Source organism: Streptomyces actuosus (genome assembly GCF_016921115.1).
Taxonomy (GTDB): Bacteria; Actinomycetota; Actinomycetes; order Streptomycetales; family Streptomycetaceae; genus Streptomyces; species Streptomyces actuosus_A.
The window spans coordinates 64,863-88,055 of sequence record NZ_JAFFZS010000005.1; the positions used below are offsets into that span (position 1 = coordinate 64,863).

The 23,193-nt window shown below is 68.1% G+C and carries 35 protein-coding genes; 34 read left to right on the forward strand and 1 reads right to left on the reverse strand.

Features of this window, described 5'->3' with window-relative positions:
* Window positions 1–77: 77 nt before the first annotated feature.
* Window positions 78–1,640, reverse strand: coding sequence for an alanine/glycine:cation symporter family protein (locus tag JS756_RS08755; protein ID WP_205382440.1), 1,563 nt, complete (start codon window positions 1,638–1,640; stop codon window positions 78–80).
* Between the two features lie 894 nt (window positions 1,641–2,534).
* Between JS756_RS08755 and JS756_RS08760 the strand changes: the two genes are divergently transcribed.
* From JS756_RS08760 to rplQ, 34 genes are all read left to right on the forward strand, one after another.
* Window positions 2,535–3,308, forward strand: a complete 774-nt coding sequence (locus JS756_RS08760) for a hypothetical protein (protein WP_205382441.1) — start codon at window positions 2,535–2,537, stop codon at window positions 3,306–3,308.
* Between the two features lie 74 nt (window positions 3,309–3,382).
* On the forward strand, window positions 3,383–3,919 hold the full coding sequence (locus JS756_RS08765; protein WP_205382442.1) for a YcxB family protein: 537 nt from the start codon (window positions 3,383–3,385) through the stop codon (window positions 3,917–3,919).
* 273 nt (window positions 3,920–4,192) lie between these two features.
* Entirely contained in the window at window positions 4,193–5,455 is a 1,263-nt protein-coding gene (locus tag JS756_RS08770; protein WP_307790442.1) for a hypothetical protein, read from the forward strand.
* Window positions 5,456–5,898: 443 nt separating this feature from the next.
* Entirely contained in the window at window positions 5,899–6,207 is a 309-nt protein-coding gene (rpsJ, locus tag JS756_RS08775) for a 30S ribosomal protein S10 (protein WP_003948644.1), read from the forward strand.
* A gap of 18 nt (window positions 6,208–6,225) precedes the next feature.
* Window positions 6,226–6,870, forward strand: coding sequence for a 50S ribosomal protein L3 (rplC, locus tag JS756_RS08780; protein WP_103781446.1), 645 nt, complete (start codon window positions 6,226–6,228; stop codon window positions 6,868–6,870).
* 8 nt (window positions 6,871–6,878) lie between these two features.
* Complete coding sequence (gene rplD / locus JS756_RS08785) at window positions 6,879–7,535, forward strand: 50S ribosomal protein L4 (protein WP_205382443.1); 657 nt, start codon at window positions 6,879–6,881, stop codon at window positions 7,533–7,535.
* Window positions 7,535–7,954, forward strand: a complete 420-nt coding sequence (gene rplW, locus JS756_RS08790; protein ID WP_205382444.1) for a 50S ribosomal protein L23 — start codon at window positions 7,535–7,537, stop codon at window positions 7,952–7,954. The genes rplD and rplW overlap by 1 nt, the downstream gene beginning before the upstream one ends.
* A 38-nt stretch (window positions 7,955–7,992) precedes the next feature.
* On the forward strand, window positions 7,993–8,829 hold the full coding sequence (rplB, locus tag JS756_RS08795) for a 50S ribosomal protein L2 (RefSeq protein WP_205382445.1): 837 nt from the start codon (window positions 7,993–7,995) through the stop codon (window positions 8,827–8,829).
* A 12-nt stretch (window positions 8,830–8,841) separates the two neighbouring features.
* Window positions 8,842–9,123, forward strand: coding sequence for a 30S ribosomal protein S19 (rpsS, locus tag JS756_RS08800; protein ID WP_003992359.1), 282 nt, complete (start codon window positions 8,842–8,844; stop codon window positions 9,121–9,123).
* A gap of 42 nt (window positions 9,124–9,165) precedes the next feature.
* Window positions 9,166–9,513: a 50S ribosomal protein L22 gene (rplV, locus tag JS756_RS08805; RefSeq protein ID WP_205382446.1), complete on the forward strand. Its 348-nt coding sequence runs from the start codon at window positions 9,166–9,168 to the stop codon at window positions 9,511–9,513.
* Window positions 9,513–10,337, forward strand: a complete 825-nt coding sequence (rpsC, locus tag JS756_RS08810) for a 30S ribosomal protein S3 (RefSeq protein ID WP_205382447.1) — start codon at window positions 9,513–9,515, stop codon at window positions 10,335–10,337. The genes rplV and rpsC overlap by 1 nt, the downstream gene beginning before the upstream one ends.
* A gap of 5 nt (window positions 10,338–10,342) precedes the next feature.
* Window positions 10,343–10,762, forward strand: coding sequence for a 50S ribosomal protein L16 (rplP, locus tag JS756_RS08815; protein WP_205382448.1), 420 nt, complete (start codon window positions 10,343–10,345; stop codon window positions 10,760–10,762).
* On the forward strand, window positions 10,762–10,986 hold the full coding sequence (rpmC, locus tag JS756_RS08820) for a 50S ribosomal protein L29 (RefSeq protein ID WP_055632347.1): 225 nt from the start codon (window positions 10,762–10,764) through the stop codon (window positions 10,984–10,986). Before rplP ends, rpmC begins: the two co-directional genes overlap by 1 nt.
* Window positions 10,986–11,270: a 30S ribosomal protein S17 gene (gene rpsQ, locus JS756_RS08825; protein ID WP_205382449.1), complete on the forward strand. Its 285-nt coding sequence runs from the start codon at window positions 10,986–10,988 to the stop codon at window positions 11,268–11,270. Before rpmC ends, rpsQ begins: the two co-directional genes overlap by 1 nt.
* Before the next feature lie 137 nt (window positions 11,271–11,407).
* Window positions 11,408–11,776: a 50S ribosomal protein L14 gene (gene rplN, locus JS756_RS08830; protein ID WP_003998823.1), complete on the forward strand. Its 369-nt coding sequence runs from the start codon at window positions 11,408–11,410 to the stop codon at window positions 11,774–11,776.
* A 2-nt stretch (window positions 11,777–11,778) separates the two neighbouring features.
* The gene (gene rplX / locus JS756_RS08835; protein ID WP_205382450.1) at window positions 11,779–12,102 is read left to right on the forward strand and encodes a 50S ribosomal protein L24; all 324 of its coding nucleotides are present in this window, start codon (window positions 11,779–11,781) and stop codon (window positions 12,100–12,102) included.
* Entirely contained in the window at window positions 12,102–12,662 is a 561-nt protein-coding gene (gene rplE / locus JS756_RS08840) for a 50S ribosomal protein L5 (protein ID WP_205382451.1), read from the forward strand. The genes rplX and rplE overlap by 1 nt, the downstream gene beginning before the upstream one ends.
* A gap of 5 nt (window positions 12,663–12,667) precedes the next feature.
* On the forward strand, window positions 12,668–12,853 hold the full coding sequence (locus tag JS756_RS08845) for a type Z 30S ribosomal protein S14 (protein WP_003948630.1): 186 nt from the start codon (window positions 12,668–12,670) through the stop codon (window positions 12,851–12,853).
* A 289-nt stretch (window positions 12,854–13,142) separates the two neighbouring features.
* Window positions 13,143–13,541: a 30S ribosomal protein S8 gene (gene rpsH, locus JS756_RS08850; protein ID WP_004984520.1), complete on the forward strand. Its 399-nt coding sequence runs from the start codon at window positions 13,143–13,145 to the stop codon at window positions 13,539–13,541.
* A 24-nt stretch (window positions 13,542–13,565) separates the two neighbouring features.
* Window positions 13,566–14,105, forward strand: coding sequence for a 50S ribosomal protein L6 (gene rplF, locus JS756_RS08855; protein WP_205382452.1), 540 nt, complete (start codon window positions 13,566–13,568; stop codon window positions 14,103–14,105).
* 3 nt (window positions 14,106–14,108) lie between these two features.
* The gene (rplR, locus tag JS756_RS08860) at window positions 14,109–14,492 is read left to right on the forward strand and encodes a 50S ribosomal protein L18 (RefSeq protein WP_205382453.1); all 384 of its coding nucleotides are present in this window, start codon (window positions 14,109–14,111) and stop codon (window positions 14,490–14,492) included.
* A 36-nt stretch (window positions 14,493–14,528) separates the two neighbouring features.
* Window positions 14,529–15,134 carry a 30S ribosomal protein S5 gene (gene rpsE, locus JS756_RS08865; RefSeq protein ID WP_009190144.1) on the forward strand — a complete coding sequence of 202 codons (606 nt, stop codon included), beginning with the start codon at window positions 14,529–14,531 and terminating at the stop codon, window positions 15,132–15,134.
* A 2-nt stretch (window positions 15,135–15,136) separates the two neighbouring features.
* On the forward strand, window positions 15,137–15,319 hold the full coding sequence (gene rpmD, locus JS756_RS08870; protein ID WP_003998814.1) for a 50S ribosomal protein L30: 183 nt from the start codon (window positions 15,137–15,139) through the stop codon (window positions 15,317–15,319).
* Window positions 15,320–15,321: 2 nt separating this feature from the next.
* On the forward strand, window positions 15,322–15,777 hold the full coding sequence (gene rplO, locus JS756_RS08875; RefSeq protein ID WP_059127184.1) for a 50S ribosomal protein L15: 456 nt from the start codon (window positions 15,322–15,324) through the stop codon (window positions 15,775–15,777).
* 284 nt (window positions 15,778–16,061) lie between these two features.
* The gene (locus JS756_RS08880) at window positions 16,062–16,442 is read left to right on the forward strand and encodes a hypothetical protein (protein ID WP_205382454.1); all 381 of its coding nucleotides are present in this window, start codon (window positions 16,062–16,064) and stop codon (window positions 16,440–16,442) included.
* A 348-nt stretch (window positions 16,443–16,790) separates the two neighbouring features.
* Window positions 16,791–18,104 carry a preprotein translocase subunit SecY gene (gene secY / locus JS756_RS08885; protein ID WP_205382455.1) on the forward strand — a complete coding sequence of 438 codons (1,314 nt, stop codon included), beginning with the start codon at window positions 16,791–16,793 and terminating at the stop codon, window positions 18,102–18,104.
* Complete coding sequence (locus JS756_RS08890; RefSeq protein ID WP_205382456.1) at window positions 18,104–18,766, forward strand: adenylate kinase; 663 nt, start codon at window positions 18,104–18,106, stop codon at window positions 18,764–18,766. Before secY ends, JS756_RS08890 begins: the two co-directional genes overlap by 1 nt.
* 126 nt (window positions 18,767–18,892) lie before the next feature.
* Entirely contained in the window at window positions 18,893–19,729 is an 837-nt protein-coding gene (gene map / locus JS756_RS08895) for a type I methionyl aminopeptidase (protein ID WP_205382651.1), read from the forward strand.
* 163 nt (window positions 19,730–19,892) lie between these two features.
* Window positions 19,893–20,114: a translation initiation factor IF-1 gene (gene infA / locus JS756_RS08900; RefSeq protein ID WP_003948620.1), complete on the forward strand. Its 222-nt coding sequence runs from the start codon at window positions 19,893–19,895 to the stop codon at window positions 20,112–20,114.
* Between the two features lie 65 nt (window positions 20,115–20,179).
* Window positions 20,180–20,293: a 50S ribosomal protein L36 gene (gene rpmJ, locus JS756_RS08905; protein WP_003998809.1), complete on the forward strand. Its 114-nt coding sequence runs from the start codon at window positions 20,180–20,182 to the stop codon at window positions 20,291–20,293.
* 196 nt (window positions 20,294–20,489) lie between these two features.
* Window positions 20,490–20,870: a 30S ribosomal protein S13 gene (rpsM, locus tag JS756_RS08910; protein WP_062721749.1), complete on the forward strand. Its 381-nt coding sequence runs from the start codon at window positions 20,490–20,492 to the stop codon at window positions 20,868–20,870.
* A gap of 64 nt (window positions 20,871–20,934) precedes the next feature.
* A complete protein-coding gene (rpsK, locus tag JS756_RS08915) occupies window positions 20,935–21,339 on the forward strand; it encodes a 30S ribosomal protein S11 (RefSeq protein WP_003956432.1) in 405 nt (134 codons plus the stop codon).
* A gap of 182 nt (window positions 21,340–21,521) precedes the next feature.
* On the forward strand, window positions 21,522–22,544 hold the full coding sequence (locus JS756_RS08920; RefSeq protein WP_003966937.1) for a DNA-directed RNA polymerase subunit alpha: 1,023 nt from the start codon (window positions 21,522–21,524) through the stop codon (window positions 22,542–22,544).
* A 137-nt stretch (window positions 22,545–22,681) separates the two neighbouring features.
* Entirely contained in the window at window positions 22,682–23,176 is a 495-nt protein-coding gene (gene rplQ, locus JS756_RS08925) for a 50S ribosomal protein L17 (RefSeq protein ID WP_205382457.1), read from the forward strand.
* Window positions 23,177–23,193 lie beyond the last annotated feature (17 nt).

The following is a 23,193-nucleotide window of genomic DNA, read 5'->3' on the forward strand; positions in this document are numbered from 1 at the left end:
GCGATGCCGGTGCCGCACGCGTGGTCCTCACACGTGCGGCACCGGCATCGCCGAAGGGGAGCGGGTGGCAGGGCCTCCTACGGGGCTTCCTCCACCGCGGACACCGCGACGGGCTCCGGCTCGCGGGCCGGCCGCGGCGACACGTCACCGCTCTGCAGCGCCGCCTTGAAGCGGGCCAGCTCCTGCTTGACGAACGGGGCCAGCAGGTAGAGGCCGATGATGTTGACCAGGGCCAGCAGGAACAGCACCGCGTCGGTGAAGTCCAGCACGCTGCCGAAGGTGAGCACCGCGCCGATCACGATGAACAGGCAGAAGATCACCTGGTAGATGCGCTCGCTGGTCCGGGTCTTGCCGAACAGGTGGGTCCAGGCCTTCTGACCGTAGTACGACCAGGTGATCATGGTCGAGACGGCGAACAGGACGACGGCCACGGTGAGCAGCTTCGGGAACCACGGCAGGACGGTCTCGAACGCCGAGGAGGTGACGGTGACGCCGTCCGCCTTGGAGCCGTCGGCCGCGTACTGGGCCTTGGCCTCGTTCCAGAAGCCGCTGTCGGCGATGACGATGGTCAGCGCGGTCATGGTGCACACGACGACCGTGTCGATGAACGGGCCGATCAGCGCGACCAGGCCCTCGGTCACCGGGTAGCGGGTCTTCACCGCGGAGTGCGCGATGGGCGCCGAGCCGAGGCCGGCCTCGTTGGAGAAGGCGGCGCGGGTGAAGCCGACGATCAGGGCGCCGATGACACCGCCGACCACGCCCTCACCGGTGAAGGCCTCGTGGAAGATCGAGCCGAACGCGGCCGGGACCTCGGTGGCGTTGGTCAGGATGACGATCAGGCAGGCCGCGACGTAGAGGATGGCCATGCCCGGCACCAGGCGGCTGGCCACCTTGCCGATCGAGCGGATGCCGCCGAGGATCACCGCGCCGACGACCACGGCCAGCACGATGCCCATGACCAGAGCGGAGCCGCTGCCGCCGAGGGGGCCGGTGTCGCCGCCGGTGACGTTGCGGATCTGCTGGACGGTCTGGTTGGCCTGGAACATGTTGCCGCCGCCGATGCCGAACAGCAGGATCATGACGGCCGCGAGGGCGGCGAGCACCTTGCCGATGACCGCTCCGCCCGCGCCGGGCAGGCGCTCGGCCAGGCCCTTGCTCAGGTACTTCATCGGGCCGCCGGAGTACGACCCGTCCGCGTGCTGGTCGCGGTAGCGCACGCCGAGGGTGCACTCGACGAACTTCGACGCCATGCCGAGCAGGCCGCAGAGCACCATCCAGAACGTGGCCCCGGCCCCGCCGATGGTGATCGCGACGCCGACACCCGCGATGTTGCCCAGGCCGACCGTGCCGGACAGCGCCGAGGACAGTGCCTGGAAGTGGGTGATCTCTCCGGGGTCGTCGTCACGGCTGTACCGGCCGCGCAGCAGGTTCAGCGACAGCTTGATGCTGCGGAACTGGATGAAGCCGAAATAGAGGGTGAACACCGCACCGGCGACCACCAACCAGGCCACGATCCATGGGAACGTGATCCCGCCGACGGTGACATCGGCGAAGACGAATTCGCCGAGCCCTTTGGCGAGCGGGTCGAAGAGAGAGTTGATCTTGTCCTCGACCTGTCCGAGGACGCCCTCCTGAGCCATGGTGATTGATCCTTTCCGCCGACCCGTCGACCTGGCGACGTACCGGTGCCGACCGGGCCCGAACTGGGGGACTGAAGCTGTCGGGAACCCGTGTGCAACCCGAACCACGTCGGGTTTCGGCAAACCGTAGGGGTTGGCGGTCGGCCCGTATCTCGTACAAGCGGACAAAGAACCGGCCGGTACGCCGTCAAAGTGACGTTCAGTCGCGCCCATGACATGCAGGTCGACGCCTCGGGGTGCCTCCGTCCCGAAGATCGCCGACTGGTAGGTTCTGGGGTTCGATGCACCGGCGTGACCTTGATCCGCAGACGGTACGGGGGTGTGGCTTCGTGGTCCGGTCGGCGTCGCGGTGGCGCGCGCTGCCGTGCAGACGTTCGTCCCTGTTCACAGGGGTGCCGGCGCGGCACCCGACCTCCGCCGACGCGGCCGCCCGTGCCCCGGCTGCGGCATGCCCTCCGGTGCTCACCCAGGGGCCTTCGTCCGCCGACCGGTCCACGCCTGCGACCCGGCTTTCCCCCACGTCCCGGCCCCGGCGCTCGCTCCGGCCCGCGCCCGCCCACCGGCTCTGGCCCACGTGCCGAATTTCTTCCGACGCATCTGCCGCATGCGGCGCGGCTGCCGCGCCCACCGCGCAGGTCCCACCCACCGCACTGGTCGCGCAGGCCCCACTTGCCGCACCGGACGCGCCCGCCGCGTTCGCCGGGCCACCGGCACGAGCCCGCGCGCGGGGGCCACGCACCGGACCACGGCACGGGCTCTCGCCACCTCACCGCCCCGCGCCGCCCTCGGGGTGAGGGTGACCTCCCCGCCGTGACCTCTCCGCCCCGCCTCCTCAGCTCTCCCCCCACCCCGTCGCGCGTTCCCGGAACCCGGAACGAGGAAGAAGGAAGATCCATGCACCGAACCCTCAGGACGGCCCGTTCCGCCGTGCTCGCCGCGCTCATGGGGACGGCGGTGGCAGCCTGTGGCACGGCCCAGGGCGGCGGAGGGCCCTCCCGTGCCCTGGCCACGGTCTCCGCCACGGCCGACGACGTCGCCGGCCACGACGAGGAGAGCGGGCAGTCCGCCCGGCAGCTCATCGAGCGGGCCAACGACACGATGCGCAGCCTCGCGTTCAGCGGGGTCGGTTCGACGACGTCCTTCGACGGGGGAGTGACGCTGATCGACTGGAACCCGGACCGGGGCCTGCACATGTCCTACTCGGCCACGGCCGACGACCGCCAGGACATGTACTGCAAGGACGGCCTGCTCTACACGAGCGCACCGCTCCTGGCCCGGAGCCTTGGGTCGCAGGGCGTCGACATCACCGTCCCCGACCGGCTCAGGGACGTCTACGTGACCAAGGAGACCGGCGAGAGCTGCGCGATCTACTTCGTCATACCGTCCAGCGGGACCTATGCGCCCGACAAGGACACGACCGTGAACGGCAGCCGGGCCCGGGCCATCGAGGTGAGGTCGTCGGGCACCTCCTCCGTCTACTACGTCAGCGCCGACGACCCCGCCCGGATCCTGAAGCTGAAGTCCGTGCACAACGGCCGTACCAGCAGCACGGCCTACTCCGACTTCGGCAAGAAGCAGAACTTCACCCTGCCGGGCCCGGACCGGACCATGACCATGGAGGAGTTCCGCGGCGAGGTCGACGGCGCGCACCCCGCCGACGGGCAGTGATCGTCGTCCCCCTAGGGTTCCGCCCCGGAACCGCCCCCGTTCTCGGCCGTGCCGCCGAGGGAGATTGGTGTGAGATGACGACGGAAGCGCAGCAGGTCGACGGCAGACGCGTCGAGGTCCGGCAGGTGACGACGGCCGCGCAGTACCGGGAGGCACTGCGGGGACAGATGAAGGTGTCGCCGGCCGCGCGGCGGCAGCGGATGTTCTTCGTCGTGCTGGCGCTGGTGATGGCGGCCCTGGCGGTCCACCCCACCCCGGACGGTGTCGGCGTCGACCCCGTCGGCATGTCCCTCGCCGCAGTGTGGCTGCTCCTCGGCACGTTCGCGCTCCGCTGGCTGACCGCCCGGGCCCAGCAGCGCGCCCACGGACACCACGGGGAGCGGAGGATCGTCGTCGACGAGACGGGGGTGAGCGTCGAGACCGCCCACACCTTCACCAGGTTCGCCTGGCCCGCGATGTCCCGGTACGTCGAGACCCGTCACCTGTTCGTCCTGGCCAGCGCCGACAAGCGGGCCTCCTGCGTGGTGTTCCTGCCGCGTCAGGGCGTCGGCGGCACGGACGAGTCCGAGCGGCTGCGCGCCCTGTTCGACGCACATCTGCCCCGGGGCTGACCCGGGCCGCTCAGGACCGGACGGGACCGGACCGGACAGGGCCGGGCAGAGCCGGGCGAAGAAGGCTGACGGGCGCCGGTCGGAACGGCGGCGCCGGGGGAGCAGGGGCTCAGGCCCATAGCAGTTCGATCACGGGTTCCACACGACGTCTGGGCACGGTACGTGGTGACGGAAAACAATGCCCTCTGACGATCTTGCGCGGTCCCCTGCCGCCGGTCGCCCCACAACCCGCACGTCCCCGCACCTCCGCATCCGGCCCATGAGAGCGAGCCCGTGAGCACCGTCCCGCCGCCCGAACACCCCGACGAGGAGCCCGGTGAGGGGTTCTCGATATCCGACGACCAGTGGGAGGTCTTCCAGCGCGAGGCCGCCGAGGACGGCGGTCGGAACGCGCCGAAGGAGCCCTCCGCGCGCGCACGGACGGTGACCCGGCGGCTGCGGGAGCAGGACGCCGCGCAGGCGCCCGCCGCGGAGGGGGCCCGGCGGCGGTGGTGGCGCAGGCGTACCCCGCAGCCGCAGGCCTGGACGCCGCCCGGCTGGCGCACCGGACCGGCCTGGCAGGAGATGAACGGCACCCGCACCCGCCGGCGCCGGGCGGTCTCGGCCGTCGCCGTGCTGGCGGCGGCAGCGGTGGCAGTGGTCGCCGTACGGCCGTCGCTGCTGGCGGGCCACGTCCCCGGGTTCGACACCGCGTCCGGCGCCTCGCCCTCGCCGCTGCCGCCCGAGACGGCGCAGCCCTCCGCGTCTCCGGCGGGCGCCGACACGCTCAGGATCCCGGACCGCGCCCACCCCTTCCGCGGCTCACCCGCCCTGAACTGGGCCGACGGCGCGGACGCCATCACGCTGCCGCCCGCGAAGGCCACGGCCGGGCTGAGCAAGGCCGACGTGGCTCTCGCGCTGCGCCGTACCAAGGACTTCGTCGTCGCCGCCAACCTCGACCCGGCCGTGCTGCGCGGTGCGCAGCCCGACAAGGCGCTGTCCCTGCTGGACCCGAAGAACGCGACCCGGCTGTCCGAGCTCCGCCGGTACCTGCGCGAGCCGTCGGCGCGCCGCGACCCGCTCACCGTGTTCAGCCGCTTCGACCCGCACGAGGTGACCCTGGCCGGTGACGTGATCAAGGTGCGGGGACGTATGACGTTCGCCGCCGCCAGGCAAGGGGAGGTCCGCGTCCACGCCGACTACTCCTTCGTGTACCCGCTGGTGAAGGCCGACGCCGCCGGCGGCGGCAGCGACGTCGTCGCCCGCACGGTCGTCCGCCGCGAGCTCGACGTCACCGTCGCCGATCCCCACCGGTGGCAGGCCACGTCGGGCAAGCTCTGGCTGGAGGACTGGGACGCCGAGTACTACAACGACGAGTGCGGCGTCGACGACGGCTGGTTCCACCCCGGGTTCCCCTACGACGGGCCCTCCGACGTCGAGCCGTCGGGCGAGCCCGTGAACCCCTACGACCGCACCCGCCCGCTGCAGGAGAGCGGCGCTCCGGAGGCCTCGGCCGGTCCGGATTCCGTGGAGTGCGGGAGGACCACCGGCACCTGACGCCACGGGCGGCGCCCCGGGCGGCCCGCGAGGGTTTGACCTTCGTCACGCTCGGGGTATTCTCTCCGGCCCGATTGGCCAGCCCCCTGCCCCATATGGCAGACTGTCCGAGTTGCTCGGTCGAGTGTTGATGCTGCGCGCCTCCCGCCGGGAGGACCGGAAGCGAGTCCCACAGTACTCGTCGCCCTAACTGCCGTAAGGCAGCGCTGGGGCGGACGTACGGGAATCTTCCGGGAAGTGTCGGTGCGGCACCGGCCAGGCACCCGGTGGGCCTTCCGCCCTCGGCTTGCGGTTCCGGACGGGCCGTGTTCATTCCGCAGGGATGTTCGAACAAGGGACATCTGTGTCAGCGGGAGCGCGACACGCCCGACCGCGTGGGTCGGAGATGAAGGCCTCGAACACCGGGTTCCAGAGCGTAAGAGAGACAGGACTACTGAGTAGCCATGGCGGGACAGAAGATCCGCATTCGGCTCAAGGCCTACGACCACGAGGTCATCGACTCCTCGGCGAAGAAGATCGTCGAGACGGTGACCCGTACCGGTGCGTCGGTCGCGGGCCCGGTGCCGCTGCCCACTGAGAAGAACGTGTACTGCGTCATCAAGTCGCCGCACAAGTACAAGGACTCGCGCGAGCACTTCGAGATGCGCACGCACAAGCGCCTGATCGACATCCTCGACCCCACCCCCAAGACCGTTGACTCTCTGATGCGACTCGACCTCCCGGCCGGTGTCGACATCGAGATCAAGCTCTGAGGCCCGGTGATCTGAGAGATGGCTAAGCAGATCAAGGGCATCCTGGGCGAGAAGCTCGGCATGACGCAGGTGTGGGACGAGAACAACCGTGTTGTTCCGGTCACCGTCGTCAAGGCCGGCCCCAACGTCGTCACCCAGGTCCGTACGAACGATGTCGACGGCTACGAGTCGGTCCAGATCGCCTTCGGCGAGATCGACCCGCGCAAGGTGAACAAGCCCCTCAAGGGCCACTTCGCCAAGGCCGACGTCACCCCCCGTCGTCACCTCGTCGAGATCCGCACCGCGGACGCCTCCGAGTACACACTCGGCCAGGAGATCACCGCTGAGGTGTTCGAGGCCGGCGTGAAGGTCGACGTCACCGGCAAGAGCAAGGGCAAGGGCTTCGCCGGTGTCATGAAGCGCCACAACTTCGGTGGCCTCGGTGCCGGGCACGGTACCCAGCGCAAGCACCGCTCCCCCGGCTCCATCGGTGGCTGCGCCACCCCGGGTCGTGTGTTCAAGGGCCTCCGCATGGCGGGTCGCATGGGCAACGAGCGGGTCACCACCCAGAACCTGACCGTCCACGCCGTTGACGCGGAGAAGGGTCTGCTGCTCATCAAGGGCGCGGTTCCCGGTCCGAACGGCGGCCTCGTCCTGGTCCGCACCGCGGCCAAGGGGGCCTGAGGTAACCGATGAGTACTGTTGACATCCTTTCGCCGGCGGGCGAGAAGGCCGGTTCCGTCGAGCTCCCCGCGGAGATCTTCGGCGTTGAGAAGGTCAGCGTCCCGCTGATCCACCAGGTCGTCGTCGCGCAGCTGGCCGCGGCCCGTCAGGGCACGCACAAGACGAAGACGCGCGGCGAGGTCCGCGGCGGTGGCAAGAAGCCGTACCGCCAGAAGGGCACCGGTCGCGCCCGTCAGGGTTCGACCCGCGCGCCGCAGTTCGCCGGTGGTGGCGTCGTGCACGGTCCCGTGCCGCGCGACTACTCGCAGCGCACCCCGAAGAAGATGAAGGCTGCCGCTCTGCGTCACGCCCTCACCGACCGGGCGCGTCACAACCGGATCCACGTCGTCTCCGGCGTGATCGAGGGCGAGACCCCGTCCACGAAGGCCGTCAAGACGCTGTTCGGCAAGATCAGCGAGCGCAAGAACCTGCTGCTCGTCGCCGACCGCTCGGACGAGGCCGCGTGGCTGTCCGCCCGCAACCTGCCCCAGGTCCACATCCTGGAGCCGGGCCAGCTGAACACGTACGACGTTCTCGTCTCGGACGACGTGGTCTTCACCCAGTCCGCGTTCGAGTCCTTCGTGTCTGGCCCCAAGGCCGCTGACACCGAAGGGAGCGAGGCCTGATGGCTACGCGTCACCCGAGCATCGCCTCGAAGGCCGCCAAGGCGGCCAAGGCCGCGCGCGTCGCCAAGGCCCGCCGCCACGCCACCGAGGGCAAGAACACCGTCGAGACCCCGCTGAGCAAGTCGTACACGGACCCCCGTGACGTGCTGCTCAAGCCGGTCGTCTCGGAGAAGAGCTACGCGCTCCTCGACGAGAACAAGTACACGTTCATCGTCGACCCGAACGCCAACAAGACCCAGATCAAGCAGGCCGTCCAGGCGGTCTTCGACGTCAAGGTCACCGGGGTCAACACGATCAACCGCCAGGGCAAGCGCAAGCGGACCCGCACGGGCTTCGGCCAGCGTGCCGCCACCAAGCGCGCGATCGTGACCCTCGCCGAGGGCGACCGTATCGACATCTTCGGCGGTCCGACCGCGTAAGCGGGTCGGATCGTCCGATATCGGACGAGGACTGAGAAATGGGAATCCGCAAGTACAAGCCGACTACGCCGGGCCGTCGTGGCGCCAGCGTCGCCGACTTCGTCGAGGTCACGCGGTCCACGCCGGAGAAGTCGCTGGTCCGCCCCCTGCACAGCAAGGGCGGCCGTAACAACGCCGGTCGTGTGACCGTTCGCCACCAGGGTGGCGGACACAAGCGCGCCTACCGCGTGATCGACTTCCGTCGTCACGACAAGGACGGCGTGCCGGCGAAGGTCGCGCACATCGAGTACGACCCCAACCGCACCGCGCGCATCGCGCTGCTGCACTACGCCGACGGCGAGAAGCGCTACATCCTCGCCCCGCGCAACCTGCAGCAGGGTGACCGCGTCGAGAACGGTCCCGGGGCCGACATCAAGCCGGGCAACAACCTGGCCCTCCGCAACATCCCGGTCGGTACCACGATCCACGCGATCGAGCTCCGTCCCGGCGGCGGTGCCAAGTTCGCCCGTTCCGCCGGTGCCTCCGTGCAGCTGCTCGCGAAGGAGGGCCAGATGGCCCACCTCCGCATGCCCTCCGGTGAGATCCGCCTGGTCGACGTGCGCTGCCGCGCCACCGTCGGCGAGGTCGGCAACGCCGAGCAGAGCAACATCAACTGGGGCAAGGCCGGTCGCAAGCGCTGGCTGGGCGTCCGCCCGACCGTTCGCGGTGTGGCGATGAACCCGGTCGACCACCCCCACGGTGGTGGTGAGGGCAAGACCTCCGGTGGTCGCCACCCGGTCAGCCCCTGGGGTCAGAAGGAAGGTCGTACTCGTTCTCCCAAGAAGGCGAGCAACAAGTACATCGTCCGCCGCCGCAAGACGAACAAGAAGCGCTAAGGACGGGTTGAGATGCCTCGTAGCTTGAAGAAGGGGCCCTTCGTCGACGACCACCTGATCAAGAAGGTGGACGCCCAGAACGAAGCCGGTACCAAGAACGTCATCAAGACCTGGTCCCGCCGCTCCATGATCGTGCCGGCCATGCTGGGCCACACGCTGGCGGTGCACAACGGCAAGACCCACATCCCGGTGTTCGTCACCGAGTCGATGGTCGGCCACAAGCTCGGCGAGTTCTCGCCGACGCGCACCTTCCGGGGTCACGTCAAGGATGACCGGAAGTCGAAGCGCCGCTAACGCGGATCGCATTCAGACACGTAAGTAACTGAAGGGACAACCATGGAAGCCAGGGCCCAGGCGCGGTACATCCGCGTCACGCCCATGAAGGCCCGCCGCGTGGTGGACCTCATCCGTGGCATGAACGCCACGGAGGCCCAGGCAGTCCTGCGATTCGCTCCGCAGGCTGCTTCCGTGCCGGTCGGCAAGGTGCTCGACAGCGCCATCGCCAACGCCGCGCACAACTACGACCACACCGACGTCGACGACCTGTTCGTCTCCGAGGCGTTCGTCGACGAGGGCCCGACCCTGAAGCGGTTCCGACCGCGTGCCCAGGGCCGTGCCTACCGGATCCGCAAGCGGACCAGCCACATCACCGTGGTCGTCGCCAGCAAGGAAGGAACCCGGTAATGGGCCAGAAGGTAAACCCGCACGGGTTCCGGCTCGGTGTCACCACCGACTTCAAGTCGCGTTGGTACGCCGACAAGCTGTACAAGGACTACGTCAAGGAAGACGTCGCCATCCGTCGGATGATGACGTCCGGCATGGAGCGCGCCGGCATCTCGAAGGTGGAGATCGAGCGCACCCGTGACCGCGTGCGTGTGGACATCCACACCGCTCGTCCGGGCATCGTCATCGGCCGCCGTGGCGCCGAGGCCGACCGCATCCGCGGCGACCTCGAGAAGCTCACGGGCAAGCAGGTCCAGCTGAACATCCTCGAGGTCAAGAACCCCGAGACCGACGCTCAGCTCGTGGCCCAGGCCGTCGCCGAGCAGCTCTCCTCCCGCGTCTCCTTCCGTCGGGCCATGCGCAAGAGCATGCAGTCCGCCATGAAGGCCGGCGCCAAGGGCATCAAGATCCAGTGCGGTGGCCGCCTCGGCGGCGCCGAGATGTCCCGCTCGGAGTTCTACCGCGAGGGCCGTGTGCCCCTGCACACGCTCCGCGCGAACGTGGACTACGGCTTCTTCGAGGCCCGTACGACCTTCGGCCGCATCGGTGTGAAGGTCTGGATCTACAAGGGCGACGTCAAGAACATCGCCGAGGTCCGCGCCGAGAACGCCGCCGCCCGTGCGGGCAACCGCCCGGCTCGCGGTGGCTCCGACCGCCCGGCCCGTGGTGGCCGCGGTGGCGAGCGGCGCGGTCGCAAGCCGCAGCAGGCTGCCGGTGCCGAGGCCCCCAAGGCCGAGGCCCCCAAGGCCGACGCTCCGGCTGAGAGCACCGGAACGGAGGCCTGACCGTCATGCTGATCCCCCGTAGGGTCAAGCACCGCAAGCAGCACCACCCGAAGCGCAACGGCATGTCCAAGGGTGGCACGCAGGTTGCTTTCGGTGAGTTCGGCATCCAGGCGCTGACGCCGGCGTATGTCACGAACCGCCAGATCGAGGCGGCTCGTATCGCCATGACCCGTCACATCAAGCGTGGCGGCAAGGTCTGGATCAACATCTACCCGGACCGCCCGCTGACCAAGAAGCCCGCCGAGACCCGCATGGGTTCCGGTAAGGGTTCCCCGGAGTGGTGGGTTGCGAACGTCAAGCCCGGTCGCGTGATGTTCGAGCTGTCCTACCCGAACGAGAAGATCGCCCGTGAGGCGCTGACCCGTGCGGCCCACAAGCTGCCGATGAAGTGCCGGATCGTCAAGCGCGAGGCAGGTGAAGCGTGATGTCGGTCGGTACCAAGGCGTCCGAGCTGCGCGAGCTGGGCAACGAGGAGCTTCTGGGCAAGCTCCGCGAGGCCAAGGAAGAGCTGTTCAACCTCCGCTTCCAGGCGGCGACGGGCCAGCTCGAGAACCACGGCCGTCTGAAGGCGGTCCGCAAGGACATCGCCCGGATCTACACCCTCATGCGTGAGCGTGAGCTCGGCATCGAGACGGTGGAGAACGCCTGATGAGCGAGAGCAACGTGACTGAGAAGCAGGAAGAGCGCGGATTCCGCAAGACCCGTGAGGGTCTGGTCGTCAGCGACAAGATGGACAAGACCGTCGTCGTCGCCGTCGAGGACCGCGTCAAGCACGCGCTGTACGGCAAGGTCATCCGCCGTACCAACAAGCTCAAGGCGCACGACGAGCAGAACAGCTGCGGCGTCGGCGACCGCGTCCTCCTGATGGAGACCCGGCCGCTGTCGGCGACCAAGCGCTGGCGCGTCGTCGAGATCCTCGAGAAGGCCAAGTAATTCCCGCGAGGGAATTGCGCAGGCAAGCACATCCCTCCTAGGGGGACCCCCTAGGCATCGTTCCGCCAGGCTCGGGGCGGGGTCGCGTGTCCACACCGACTCCGCCCCGGGAACCGGCAGACATCCAGGAGATAGACGTGATCCAGCAGGAGTCGCGACTGCGTGTCGCCGACAACACTGGTGCGAAGGAGATCCTTTGCATCCGTGTGCTCGGTGGCTCCGGTCGCCGCTACGCGGGCATCGGTGACGTCATCGTCGCCACCGTCAAGGACGCGATCCCCGGTGGCAACGTGAAGAAGGGTGACGTCGTCAAGGCGGTCATCGTTCGCACCGTCAAGGAGCGCCGCCGTCCGGACGGCTCGTACATCCGCTTCGACGAGAACGCCGCCGTCATTCTCAAGAACGACGGCGACCCTCGTGGCACCCGTATCTTCGGCCCGGTGGGCCGTGAGCTGCGCGAGAAGAAGTTCATGAAGATCATCTCCCTCGCGCCGGAGGTGCTGTGAGCATGAAGATCAAGAAGGGCGACCTGGTCCAGGTCATCACCGGCAAGGACAAGGGCAAGCAGGGCAAGGTCATTGCCGCTTTCCCGCGCGACGAGCGCGTCCTGGTCGAGGGTGTCAACCGGGTCAAGAAGCACACGAAGGCCGGGCCGACCGCTCAGGGCTCGCAGGCCGGCGGCATCGTGACCACCGAGGCCCCCATCCACGTCAGCAACGTCATGCTGGTCGTGGAGAAGGACGGCCAGAAGGTCCCGACCCGCGTCGGCTACCGCTTCGACGACGAGGGCAACAAGATCCGCGTTGCCAAGCGGACGGGTGAGGACATCTGATGACGACCACCACCGTTTCCCCGCGTCTGAAGCAGAAGTACAGGGGCGAGATCGTCCAGAAGCTGCGTGACGAGTTCCAGTACGAGAACGTCATGCAGGTTCCGGGCCTCGTCAAGATCGTGGTCAACATGGGTGTCGGCGACGCCGCCCGTGACTCGAAGCTGATCGAGGGCGCGATCCGCGACCTGACCACGATCACCGGTCAGAAGCCGGCCGTCACCAAGGCCCGCAAGTCCATCGCGCAGTTCAAGCTGCGTGAGGGCCAGCCGATCGGTGCCCACGTCACGCTCCGTGGCGACCGCATGTGGGAGTTCCTGGACCGCACCCTGTCGCTCGCGCTGCCGCGCATCCGCGACTTCCGCGGCCTGTCCCCCAAGCAGTTCGACGGCCGTGGCAACTACACCTTCGGTCTCACGGAGCAGGTCATGTTCCACGAGATCGACCAGGACAAGATCGACCGCGTCCGGGGTATGGACATCACCGTGGTGACCACGGCGACCAACGACGAAGAGGGCCGTGCCCTTCTCCGTCACCTCGGCTTCCCGTTCAAGGAGGCGTGAGCGAGATGGCGAAGAAGGCTCTCATCGCGAAGGCTGCTCGCAAGCCCAAGTTCGGTGTGCGTGGCTACACCCGCTGCCAGCGCTGCGGCCGTCCGCACTCCGTGTACCGCAAGTTCGGCCTCTGCCGCGTGTGCCTTCGTGAGATGGCTCACCGCGGCGAGCTGCCGGGCGTGACCAAGAGCTCCTGGTAGTCCCGCCCAACCGTCGCCCGACCACCGCCCTTTGAGGGCGGCCTGTCGGGCGGGCCGGTTGGAACGGAACACCTGGACCTCTCGGTAAGCAACCGGGACGGCAGGGGCTCCCACCCTCATGGCGTAGGCTGGGAGGGTTGGGCCTCTGCCGCCCCGAACGCACGCGGACTAGTCCGCCAGTAATTGCTTACTACGCCGTAGGTCCCCGCGCCGCACCCGTCCCGTCCCTGTACGGGGAGAGGGATGGCGCATATAGGAAACCCCGGCGAGAAAGGCCACAGGCCAATTCATGACCATGACTGATCCGATCGCAGACATGCTCACGCGTCTGCGGAACGCGAACTCGGCGTACCACGACTCCGTGGCGATGCCGCACTCGAAGATCAAGTCTCACATCGCGGAGATCCTCCAGCAGGAGGGCTTCATCACGGGCTGGAAGGTCGAGGACGCCGAGGTCGGCAAGAACCTCGTCCTGGAGCTGAAGTTCGGCCCCAACCGTGAGCGCTCCATTGCGGGCATCAAGCGGATCTCCAAGCCCGGTCTCCGGGTCTACGCGAAGTCCACCAACCTGCCGAAGGTGCTCGGCGGCCTGGGCGTGGCGATCATCTCCACGTCGCACGGGCTCCTCACCGACAAGCAGGCCGGCAAGAAGGGCGTGGGTGGGGAAGTCCTCGCCTACGTCTGGTAGCAGAAGGGAACGGAGGAAACAGCTATGTCGCGCATCGGCAAGCTCCCCATCGCGGTTCCCGCCGGCGTGGACGTCACCATCGACGGCCGTACGGTCTCGGTCAAGGGCCCCAAGGGCGCGCTGACCCACACCGTCTCGGCGCCGATCGACATCGCCAAGGGCGAGGACGGCACCCTGCAGGTGACCCGCCCCAACGACGAGCGTCAGAGCAAGGCCCTGCACGGCCTGTCCCGCACGCTGGTGGCGAACATGATCACCGGCGTGACCCTGGGTTACGTGAAGAAGCTCGAGATCAGTGGTGTCGGTTACCGCGTGACCGCCAAGGGCTCGAACCTCGAGTTCGCGCTCGGCTACAGCCACCCGATCCTGGTCGAGGCCCCTGAGGGCATCACCTTCAAGGTGGAGACCCCGACCCGTTTCTCGGTCGAGGGCATCGACAAGCAGAAGGTCGGCGAGGTTGCGGCCAACATCCGCAAGCTGCGCAAGCCCGACCCGTACAAGGCCAAGGGCGTCAAGTACGAGGGCGAAGTCATCCGCCGCAAGGTCGGAAAGGCGGGTAAGTAAGCCATGGCATACGGGCAGAAGATCCTCAAGGGCGACGCCTACAAGCGCGCCGCGATCAAGCGCCGCCACATCCGGATCCGCAAGCGGATCTCGGGTACGGCGGAGCGCCCCCGTCTCGTCGTGACCCGCTCCAACCGCCACATCGTGGCGCAGGTGATCGACGACCTGAAGGGCCACACCCTGGCGTCGGCGTCCACGCTGGACGCGTCGATCCGTGGTGGCGAGTCCGACAAGTCCGCGCAGGCCAAGCAGGTCGGTGCCCTGGTCGCCGAGCGTGCCAAGGCCGCCGGTGTCGAGGCCGTCGTGTTCGACCGTGGTGGCAACCAGTACGCCGGGCGCATCGCCGCCCTGGCGGACGCCGCCCGCGAGGCCGGGCTCAAGTTCTGAGCCGCTTGTAGCTAGCGGAAAGAGAGAGGTAATCCAATGGCTGGACCCCAGCGCCGCGGAGGCGGTGCCGGTGGCGGCGAGCGGCGGGACCGGAAGGGCCGTGACGGCGGCGCTGCTGCCGCCGAGAAGACCGCGTACGTTGAGCGCGTCGTCGCGATCAACCGCGTCGCCAAGGTTGTGAAGGGTGGTCGTCGCTTCAGCTTCACCGCGCTGGTCGTGGTGGGCGACGGTGACGGCACCGTGGGTGTCGGTTACGGCAAGGCCAAGGAGGTGCCGGCCGCCATCGCCAAGGGCGTTGAGGAGGCCAAGAAGCACTTCTTCAAGGTCCCCCGGATCCAGGGCACCATCCCGCACCCCATCCAGGGTGAGAAGGCTGCCGGCGTCGTGCTGCTCAAGCCGGCGTCCCCGGGTACCGGTGTGATCGCCGGTGGTCCGGTGCGTGCCGTGCTCGAGTGCGCCGGTATCCACGACGTGCTGTCGAAGTCGCTCGGCTCCGACAACGCCATCAACATCGTGCACGCGACCGTGGAGGCCCTGAAGGGCCTGCAGCGTCCCGAGGAGATCGCGGCCCGCCGTGGTCTGCCCCTGGAGGACGTGGCCCCCGCGGCCCTGCTGCGTGCGCGTGCCGGGGCGGGTGCGTAATCGTGGCGCAGCTCAAGATCACGCAGGTCAAGTCCTACATCGGCAGCAAGCAGAACCACCGTGACACCCTGCGGTCGCTTGGTCTCAAGGGGATCAACACCGTGGTCGTCAAGGAGGACCGCCCCGAGTTCCGCGGCATGGTGCACACCGTCCGCCACCTCGTGACGGTCGAGGAGGTCGACTGATCATGGCGGAGCAGAACCCGCTCAAGATCCACAACCTCCGTCCCGCCCCGGGCGCCAAGACCGCCAAGACCCGTGTGGGTCGTGGTGAGGCGTCGAAGGGTAAGACGGCCGGTCGTGGTACCAAGGGCACCAAGGCCCGCTACCAGGTTCCGGAGCGCTTCGAGGGTGGGCAGATGCCCCTCCACATGCGCCTCCCGAAGCTGAAGGGCTTCAAGAACCCGTTCAAGACCGAGTACCAGGTCGTGAACCTCGACAAGCTGGCCGCCCTCTACCCCGAGGGTGGCGAGGTCACCGTCGAGGGTCTGGTGGCCAAGGGTGCCGTTCGCAAGAACGCGCTCGTCAAGGTCCTCGGCCAGGGCGAGATCTCCGTGGCGCTGCAGGTGACGGTCGACGCCGTCTCCGGCTCCGCCAAGGAGAAGATCACCGCTGCCGGTGGAACGGTCACCGAGCTCGTCTGAGGCGCGAGACGCCCGTCGAGACGGAGGCCCGAGGTCGGCCGCACTCAGCCCCACTCTGCCCCGGCGGAGTGGGGCTGAGCCCGTCTGTGGGGCCGGCAGGCTTCAACTGCTGCCCCCCACCGCGGAGTTGGTGTCGGCCGGATGACTTTGAAAAATCTTGATCATGACGCTCGGGTGAACTAGTGTTCCCCTTGATCGCCGCTACGCCACGTAACCGACCAGGCGCTGCGGCGATTTCTGCTGTCTACGGGGGTCGACCACGACCCAGCAGAAGGGGAAATGCGATGACCAGGACCAAGCTCACCCGCCTGGGCACGGTGGCCGCGGCCGCCACGGCCATGATGGTGACGGCGGCTACGCCGGCCATGGCCACGTCCAACAAGACGATCTCCCTCGGCCACGGCCGCGGGTACATGAAGTTCATCGACGACGGGGACGTCTTCAAGATCTGCGACACCAAGAAGGACGGCCACGGCGTCACCGGCACGCTGTGGGTGAGGAACCTCAGCGGACTGGTGTCCGTGGCGATGCGGATCGACGACGGCGGCGACGCCGGCTGCGACAAGAAGGGGTACAACATCGGCAATCTCGCCAGCTACAAGATGGAGATCTGCTGGAACGGCAAGGGCGAGCCCTGCAAGTTCTCGGAGTGGTTCAACGAGTAGGCCGATGCCGCGCGGCCGGTCACCTCACCGTGCGGCCCCTGTCCGTGACCGTTCACACTCATCGGTGACCTGCGGTCGCGGGCGCGGCGTATGACGACAGGGCCCCGGACGGGGCGGGGGCGCCGAGCCCGCCGCCCCCTCCGGGGCCCGTTGCCGTGGGTCACCGGCCGTTCTCCGGGGCGCCCGGCCGCCGGGGGCAGGGCGGCATCCCGTTCGGTCCGCGATATGGGTAGGCTGTGCTGTCGGCGCCCGGCGCCGTGTCGCCATGCCGTAACCTCTTTCACCAAACCGTCAATCACCTTAGCCATCTACCTCACGTGCGCACGCGCGGGGGTCGCAGGAGGCACCGTGCTCACCGCGTTCGCCCGGGCGTTCAGGACGCCCGACCTGCGCAAGAAGCTGCTCTTCACGTTCGGCATCATCGTGGTCTACCGGGCCGGTACCCACGTTCCGATCCCGGGTGTCGACTACAAGTCCGTCCAGCAGTGCGTGGACGAGGCGTCCGGCAACCAGGGGCTCTTCGGCCTCGTCAACATGTTCAGCGGCGGTGCGCTGCTGCAGATCACGGTCTTCGCGCTGGGCATCATGCCGTACATCACGGCGAGCATCATCCTGCAGCTGCTGACCGTGGTGATCCCGCGCCTGGAGGCCCTGAAGAAGGAGGGCCAGACCGGTACGGCGAAGATCACCCAGTACACGCGGTACCTGACGGTGGCGCTCGCCATCCTCCAGGGCACCGGCCTGGTGGCCACCGCCCGCAGCGGCGCGCTCTTCTCCGGTTGCACGGTCGGCTCGCAGATCGTCCCGAACCGCTCGATCTTCGCCACGATCGTCATGGTCATCTGCATGACCGCCGGTACGGCCGTCGTGATGTGGCTCGGCGAGCTGATCACCGACCGCGGTATCGGCAACGGCATGTCGATCCTGATGTTCATCTCGATCGCCGCCACCTTCCCGTCCGCCCTGTGGGCCATCAAGAAGCAGGGCAACCTGGCGGACGGCTGGATCGAGTTCGGCACCGTCATCGCCGTCGGCCTGGCCATGGTGGGACTGGTGGTCTTCGTCGAGCAGGCCCAGCGCCGCATTCCCGTGCAGTACGCGAAGCGGATGATCGGGCGCCGTTCCTACGGCGGCACGTCCACCTACATCCCGCTCAAGGTGAACCAGGCGGGTGTGATCCCGGTCATCTTCGCCTCGTCGCTGCTCTACATCCCGGCGCTGGTCGCGCAGTTCTCCGGTGGCAACTCCGAGTGGAAGCAGTGGATCACTGCCAACCTGACCAAGGGCAGCCACCCGATCTACATCACTCTGTACTTCTTGCTCATCGTTTTCTTCGCGTTCTTCTACGTGGCGATCTCCTTCAACCCCGAGGAAGTCGCCGACAACATGAAGAAGTATGGTGGCTTCATCCCGGGCATCCGGGCTGGCCGACCGACCGCTGAGTACCTCTCCTACGTGCTCAACCGGATCACCTGGCCGGGTTCGCTGTATCTGGGCCTGATCGCTCTCGTACCGACAATGGCGTTGGTCGGCTTCAACGCGAGCCAGAACTTCCCGTTCGGCGGGACCAGCATCCTGATCATCGTGGGTGTCGGCCTCGAGACGGTGAAGCAGATCGAGAGCCAGCTTCAGCAGCGCAATTACGAAGGGTTCCTCCGCTGATGCGAATCGTCCTCGTCGGGCCGCCCGGTGCCGGTAAGGGTACGCAGGCCACGCGCCTGGCCGAGAAGCTGCGCGTGCCGCACATCTCCACGGGCGACCTGTTCCGCGCCAACATCAGCCAGCAGACGGAGCTCGGGAAGCTTGCGAAGTCCTACATGGACGCCGGAAACCTCGTCCCGGACGAGGTGACCATCGCGATGGCCAAGGACCGCATGGAGCAGCCCGACGCCGAGAACGGCTTCCTGCTCGACGGCTTCCCGCGCAACGTCTCGCAGGCGGAGGCGCTGGACGAGCTGCTGACCACCGAGAACATGAAGCTCGACGCGGTGCTCGACCTGGAGGCCCCCGAGGAGGAGGTCGTCAAGCGGATCGCCGGCCGGCGCATCTGCCGCAACGACGGCTCGCACGTCTTCCACGAGACGTACAAGAAGCCGGCCGAGGCCGGCGTCTGCGACGTCTGCGGGGGCGAGCTCTACCAGCGCGACGACGACTCCGAGGAGACCGTCCGCAAGCGGCTGGAGGTCTACCACACGCAGACCGAGCCGATCATCGACTACTACAAGGCCCAGGGCCTCGTGGTGACGATCTCGGCGATGGGCCCGGTGGACGAGGTCACCGAGCGGGCTCTGGGGGCGCTGAAGCGCGAGGACGACGGCAAGTAGGCAGTGGCCGCCGTCAGGCTTTCCGGCCGTGGCGTCCCCAGGGACGCCACGGCCGTAGTGTTGTACAGGCACGCGTGTGCGTGCAGGTGACCGGTTGACGTGAGTGACGGAGAGCGCAGGCTTCCCATGGTGCAGATCAAGACGCCCGAGCAGATCGCGAAGATGCGGGCGGCGGGCCTGGTCGTCGCCGCCATCCACGCGGCCACCCGCGAGGTCGCGGTGCCCGGTGCCACGACGAAGGACCTGGACGAGGTCGCCCGCAAGGTCCTCGCCGAGCACGGCGCGAAGTCGAACTTCCTCGGCTACGGCGGCTTCCCGGCGACGATCTGCACCTCCGTGAACGAGGTGGTCGTCCACGGCATCCCGTCCGAGGACGTCGTGCTCAAGGACGGCGACGTCATCTCCATCGACTGCGGCGCGATCGTCGACGGCTGGCACGGCGACGCCGCGTACACGGCCTTCGTCGGCTCGGGCCACGCCCCGGAGCTGATCGAGCTCTCCCGGGTGACCGAGGAGTCGATGTGGGCCGGCATCGCCGCCATGAAGCAGGGCAACCGCCTGGTCGACATCTCCCGGGCGGTCGAGACCTACATCCGCCGCCAGCCCAAGCCGGGCGGCGGACGCTACGGCATCATCGAGGACTACGGCGGCCACGGCATCGGCACCGAGATGCACATGGACCCGCACCTGCTGAACTACGTGGACCGCAGGAGGGGCAAGGGCCCGAAGCTGGTCCCCGGGTTCTGCCTGGCCATCGAGCCGATGGTCTCCCTCGGCACGCCGCGCACGGAGGTCCTGGAGGACGACTGGACGGTCATCACGACCGACGGCACCTGGTCCTCGCACTGGGAGCACTCCGTCGCCCTCACCGAGCAGGGCCCGCTGGTGCTGACCGCCCCCGACGGGGGCCGGGCGAAGCTCGCCGAGTACGGCGTCACCACGGCGCCGGATCCCCTTGCGTGACGATCGGCATGACGATCTCGTCCGCTGGGCACACTTTCTCAATTCGTGTTTCCGGGTGCGCTGACGTAGACTGACTCGTCGGCTCTTGTGCACCCGCATGTCCGCATGCTCACCAACGGTGCACGCCAGAGTCGATCAAGGTAGTCGATTCGAAGGGCGAAGCGTGGCCAAGAAGCAAGGTGCCATCGAGATCGAGGGCACTGTCGTCGAGTCTCTGCCGAACGCCATGTTCAAGGTCGAGCTCCAGAACGGCCACCAGGTCCTGGCACACATCAGCGGCAAGATGCGCATGCACTACATCCGCATCCTCCCTGACGACCGGGTCGTGGTGGAGTTGTCTCCGTACGACCTGACGCGTGGCCGGATCGTCTACCGCTACAAGTAGATCTTGCCCACGTTCCGCGCCTGTCGCGGGGCTGCCGGCAACTGACCCGGAGAACCTCACATCCCATGAAGGTCAAGCCGAGCGTCAAGAAGATCTGCGACAAGTGCAGGGTGATCCGCCGCCACGGTCGGGTCATGGTCATCTGCGAGAACCCGCGCCACAAGCAGCGCCAGGGCTGACGCACGACCACACCCTCTGCACCTCTGTGGCAGAGACTTCGCGCGACGCGAGCTGAATATGTACATACGCAGGGCCCGAGCCGTCTCCGACGACTCGACACCCCCGGCTCGGAGGCCGGGGACCCAGTCCGTACCTGACACGGCGGCTGGGAACCGGCTCTGCGGAAGACCTCCGAAGATCACCAGGAGCCATTGAATGGCACGCGTTTCCGGTGTCGACATCCCGCGCGAAAAGCGCGTGGAGGTCGCCCTCACCTACGTGTTCGGCATCGGCCGGACCCTTTCGCAGCAGACGCTGGCTGCCACCGGCGTCGACCCGAACACCCGCGTCCGCGACCTCTCCGAGGAGCAGCTCGTCGCGATCCGCGAGTACGTCGACAACAACATCAGGACCGAGGGTGACCTCCGTCGCGAGATCCAGGCCGACATCCGCCGCAAGGTGGAGATCGGCTGCTACCAGGGTCTGCGGCACCGCCGCGGTCTGCCCGTCCGCGGTCAGCGCACCAGCACCAACGCTCGTACCCGCAAGGGCCCGCGTCGCGCCATCGCCGGCAAGAAGAAGCCGGGCAAGAAGTAGTCCGCAGCGGACACCTGTCCACGGTCTTCGCTGTAGGACCGACCACCTCCTCAGGAGTTAAGACATGCCCCCCAAGGGACGTCAGGGCGCTGCCAAGAAGGTGCGCCGCAAGGAAAAGAAGAACGTCGCTCACGGCCACGCGCACATCAAGAGCACGTTCAACAACACGATCGTGTCGATCACGGACCCGTCCGGCAACGTGATCTCCTGGGCCTCCGCCGGCCACGTCGGCTTCAAGGGCTCCCGGAAGTCCACGCCGTTCGCCGCGCAGATGGCCGCCGAGTCGGCTGCCCGCCGTGCCCAGGAGCACGGCATGCGCAAGGTCGACGTGTTCGTCAAGGGTCCGGGCTCCGGCCGTGAGACCGCGATCCGCTCCCTGCAGGCCACGGGCCTCGAGGTCGGCTCCATCCAGGACGTCACCCCGACCCCGCACAACGGCTGCCGCCCGCCGAAGCGCCGCCGCGTCTGACGCACGGCTGCCTCAGGGCTTTTCGGGGCGGTACTCCCTCGCGGGCCGTACCGCTTTTCCGGGCGGTACGTCCCCAGCGGGGCGTGCCGCCCGTACCCTTGCAGTACCCCCGTGCTTCTCGGGCACGGGTTCCGTCGGGCGTCATATAGCGGGCGTCCACGACTGAAGGATCTGATCCACACATGCTGATCGCTCAGCGTCCCTCGTTGACCGAAGAGGTCGTCGACGAGTTCCGCTCCCGGTTCGTGATCGAGCCGCTGGAGCCGGGCTTCGGCTACACCCTCGGCAACTCCCTGCGTCGTACGCTCCTCTCCTCGATCCCGGGTGCGGCGGTCACGTCCATCCGCATCGACGGCGTTCTGCACGAGTTCACCACCGTGCCGGGCGTCAAGGAGGACGTCACCGACCTCATCCTCAACATCAAGCAGCTGGTCGTCTCCTCCGAGCACGACGAGCCGGTCGTGATGTACCTGCGCAAGCAGGGCCCGGGTCTCGTCACCGCCGCCGACATCGCGCCCCCGGCCGGTGTCGAGGTGCACAACCCCGACCTCGTCCTCGCCACGCTCAACGGCAAGGGCAAGCTGGAGATGGAGCTGACCGTCGAGCGCGGTCGCGGCTACGTCTCCGCCGTGCAGAACAAGCAGGTGGGCCAGGAGATCGGCCGGATCCCGGTCGACTCCATCTACTCGCCGGTTCTCAAGGTCACCTACAAGGTCGAGGCGACCCGTGTCGAGCAGCGCACCGACTTCGACAAGCTGATCGTCGACGTCGAGACCAAGCAGGCGATGCGTCCGCGTGACGCCATGGCCTCCGCCGGCAAGACCCTGGTCGAGCTGTTCGGTCTCGCCCGCGAGCTGAACATCGACGCCGAGGGCATCGACATGGGTCCGTCCCCGACGGACGCCGCCCTCGCCGCCGACCTGGCGCTGCCGATCGAGGAGCTGGAGCTCACGGTCCGCTCCTACAACTGCCTCAAGCGTGAGGGCATCCACTCCGTGGGTGAGCTCGTCGCCCGCTCCGAGGCCGACCTCCTGGACATCCGCAACTTCGGTGCGAAGTCCATCGACGAGGTCAAGGCGAAGCTGGCCGGCATGGGCCTGGCCCTGAAGGACAGCCCGCCCGGATTCGACCCGACCGCCGCCGCCGACGCCTTCGGCGCCGACGACGACGCGGACGCCGGATTCGTCGAGACCGAGCAGTACTGACGGCTCGGGACCGCGGTCCGCACTCTTTCCGGGATCGTCCCCTCGGGGATGATCCCGGATCTCCGACAGGCGACCGCCTGCTCGGATACTGACTCCGGTACCTGATACGGCCGGGGCAGACCCACAGGAGAAGAACCATGCCGAAGCCCACCAAGGGTGCCCGTCTGGGCGGCAGCGCCGCGCACGAGAAGCTGCTCCTCGCGAACCTGGCGAAGAGCCTCTTCGAGCACGGCCGCATCACCACCACCGAGGCGAAGGCCCGCCGCCTGCGCCCGTACGCGGAGCGTCTGATCACCAAGGCGAAGAAGGGCGACCTTCACAACCGCCGCCAGGTGCTCCAGGTCATCACGGACAAGGGCATCGTCCACACGCTCTTCACCGAGATCGGCCCGCGTTACGAGAACCGGCCGGGTGGCTACACCCGCATCACCAAGATCGGCAACCGTCGTGGCGACAACGCGCCCATGGCGGTCATCGAGCTGGTCGAGGCGCTGACGGTGCAGCAGAAGGCCGTCGGTGAGGCCGAGGCCGCCACCCAGCGTGCGGTCAAGGAGGCCGAGGAGGCCAAGGCGGAGGAGACCACCGAGGCTCCGGCCGAGGAGGCCGCCGCCGAGGAGTCCAAGGACGCCTGAGGTCACGCCTCGCGCTG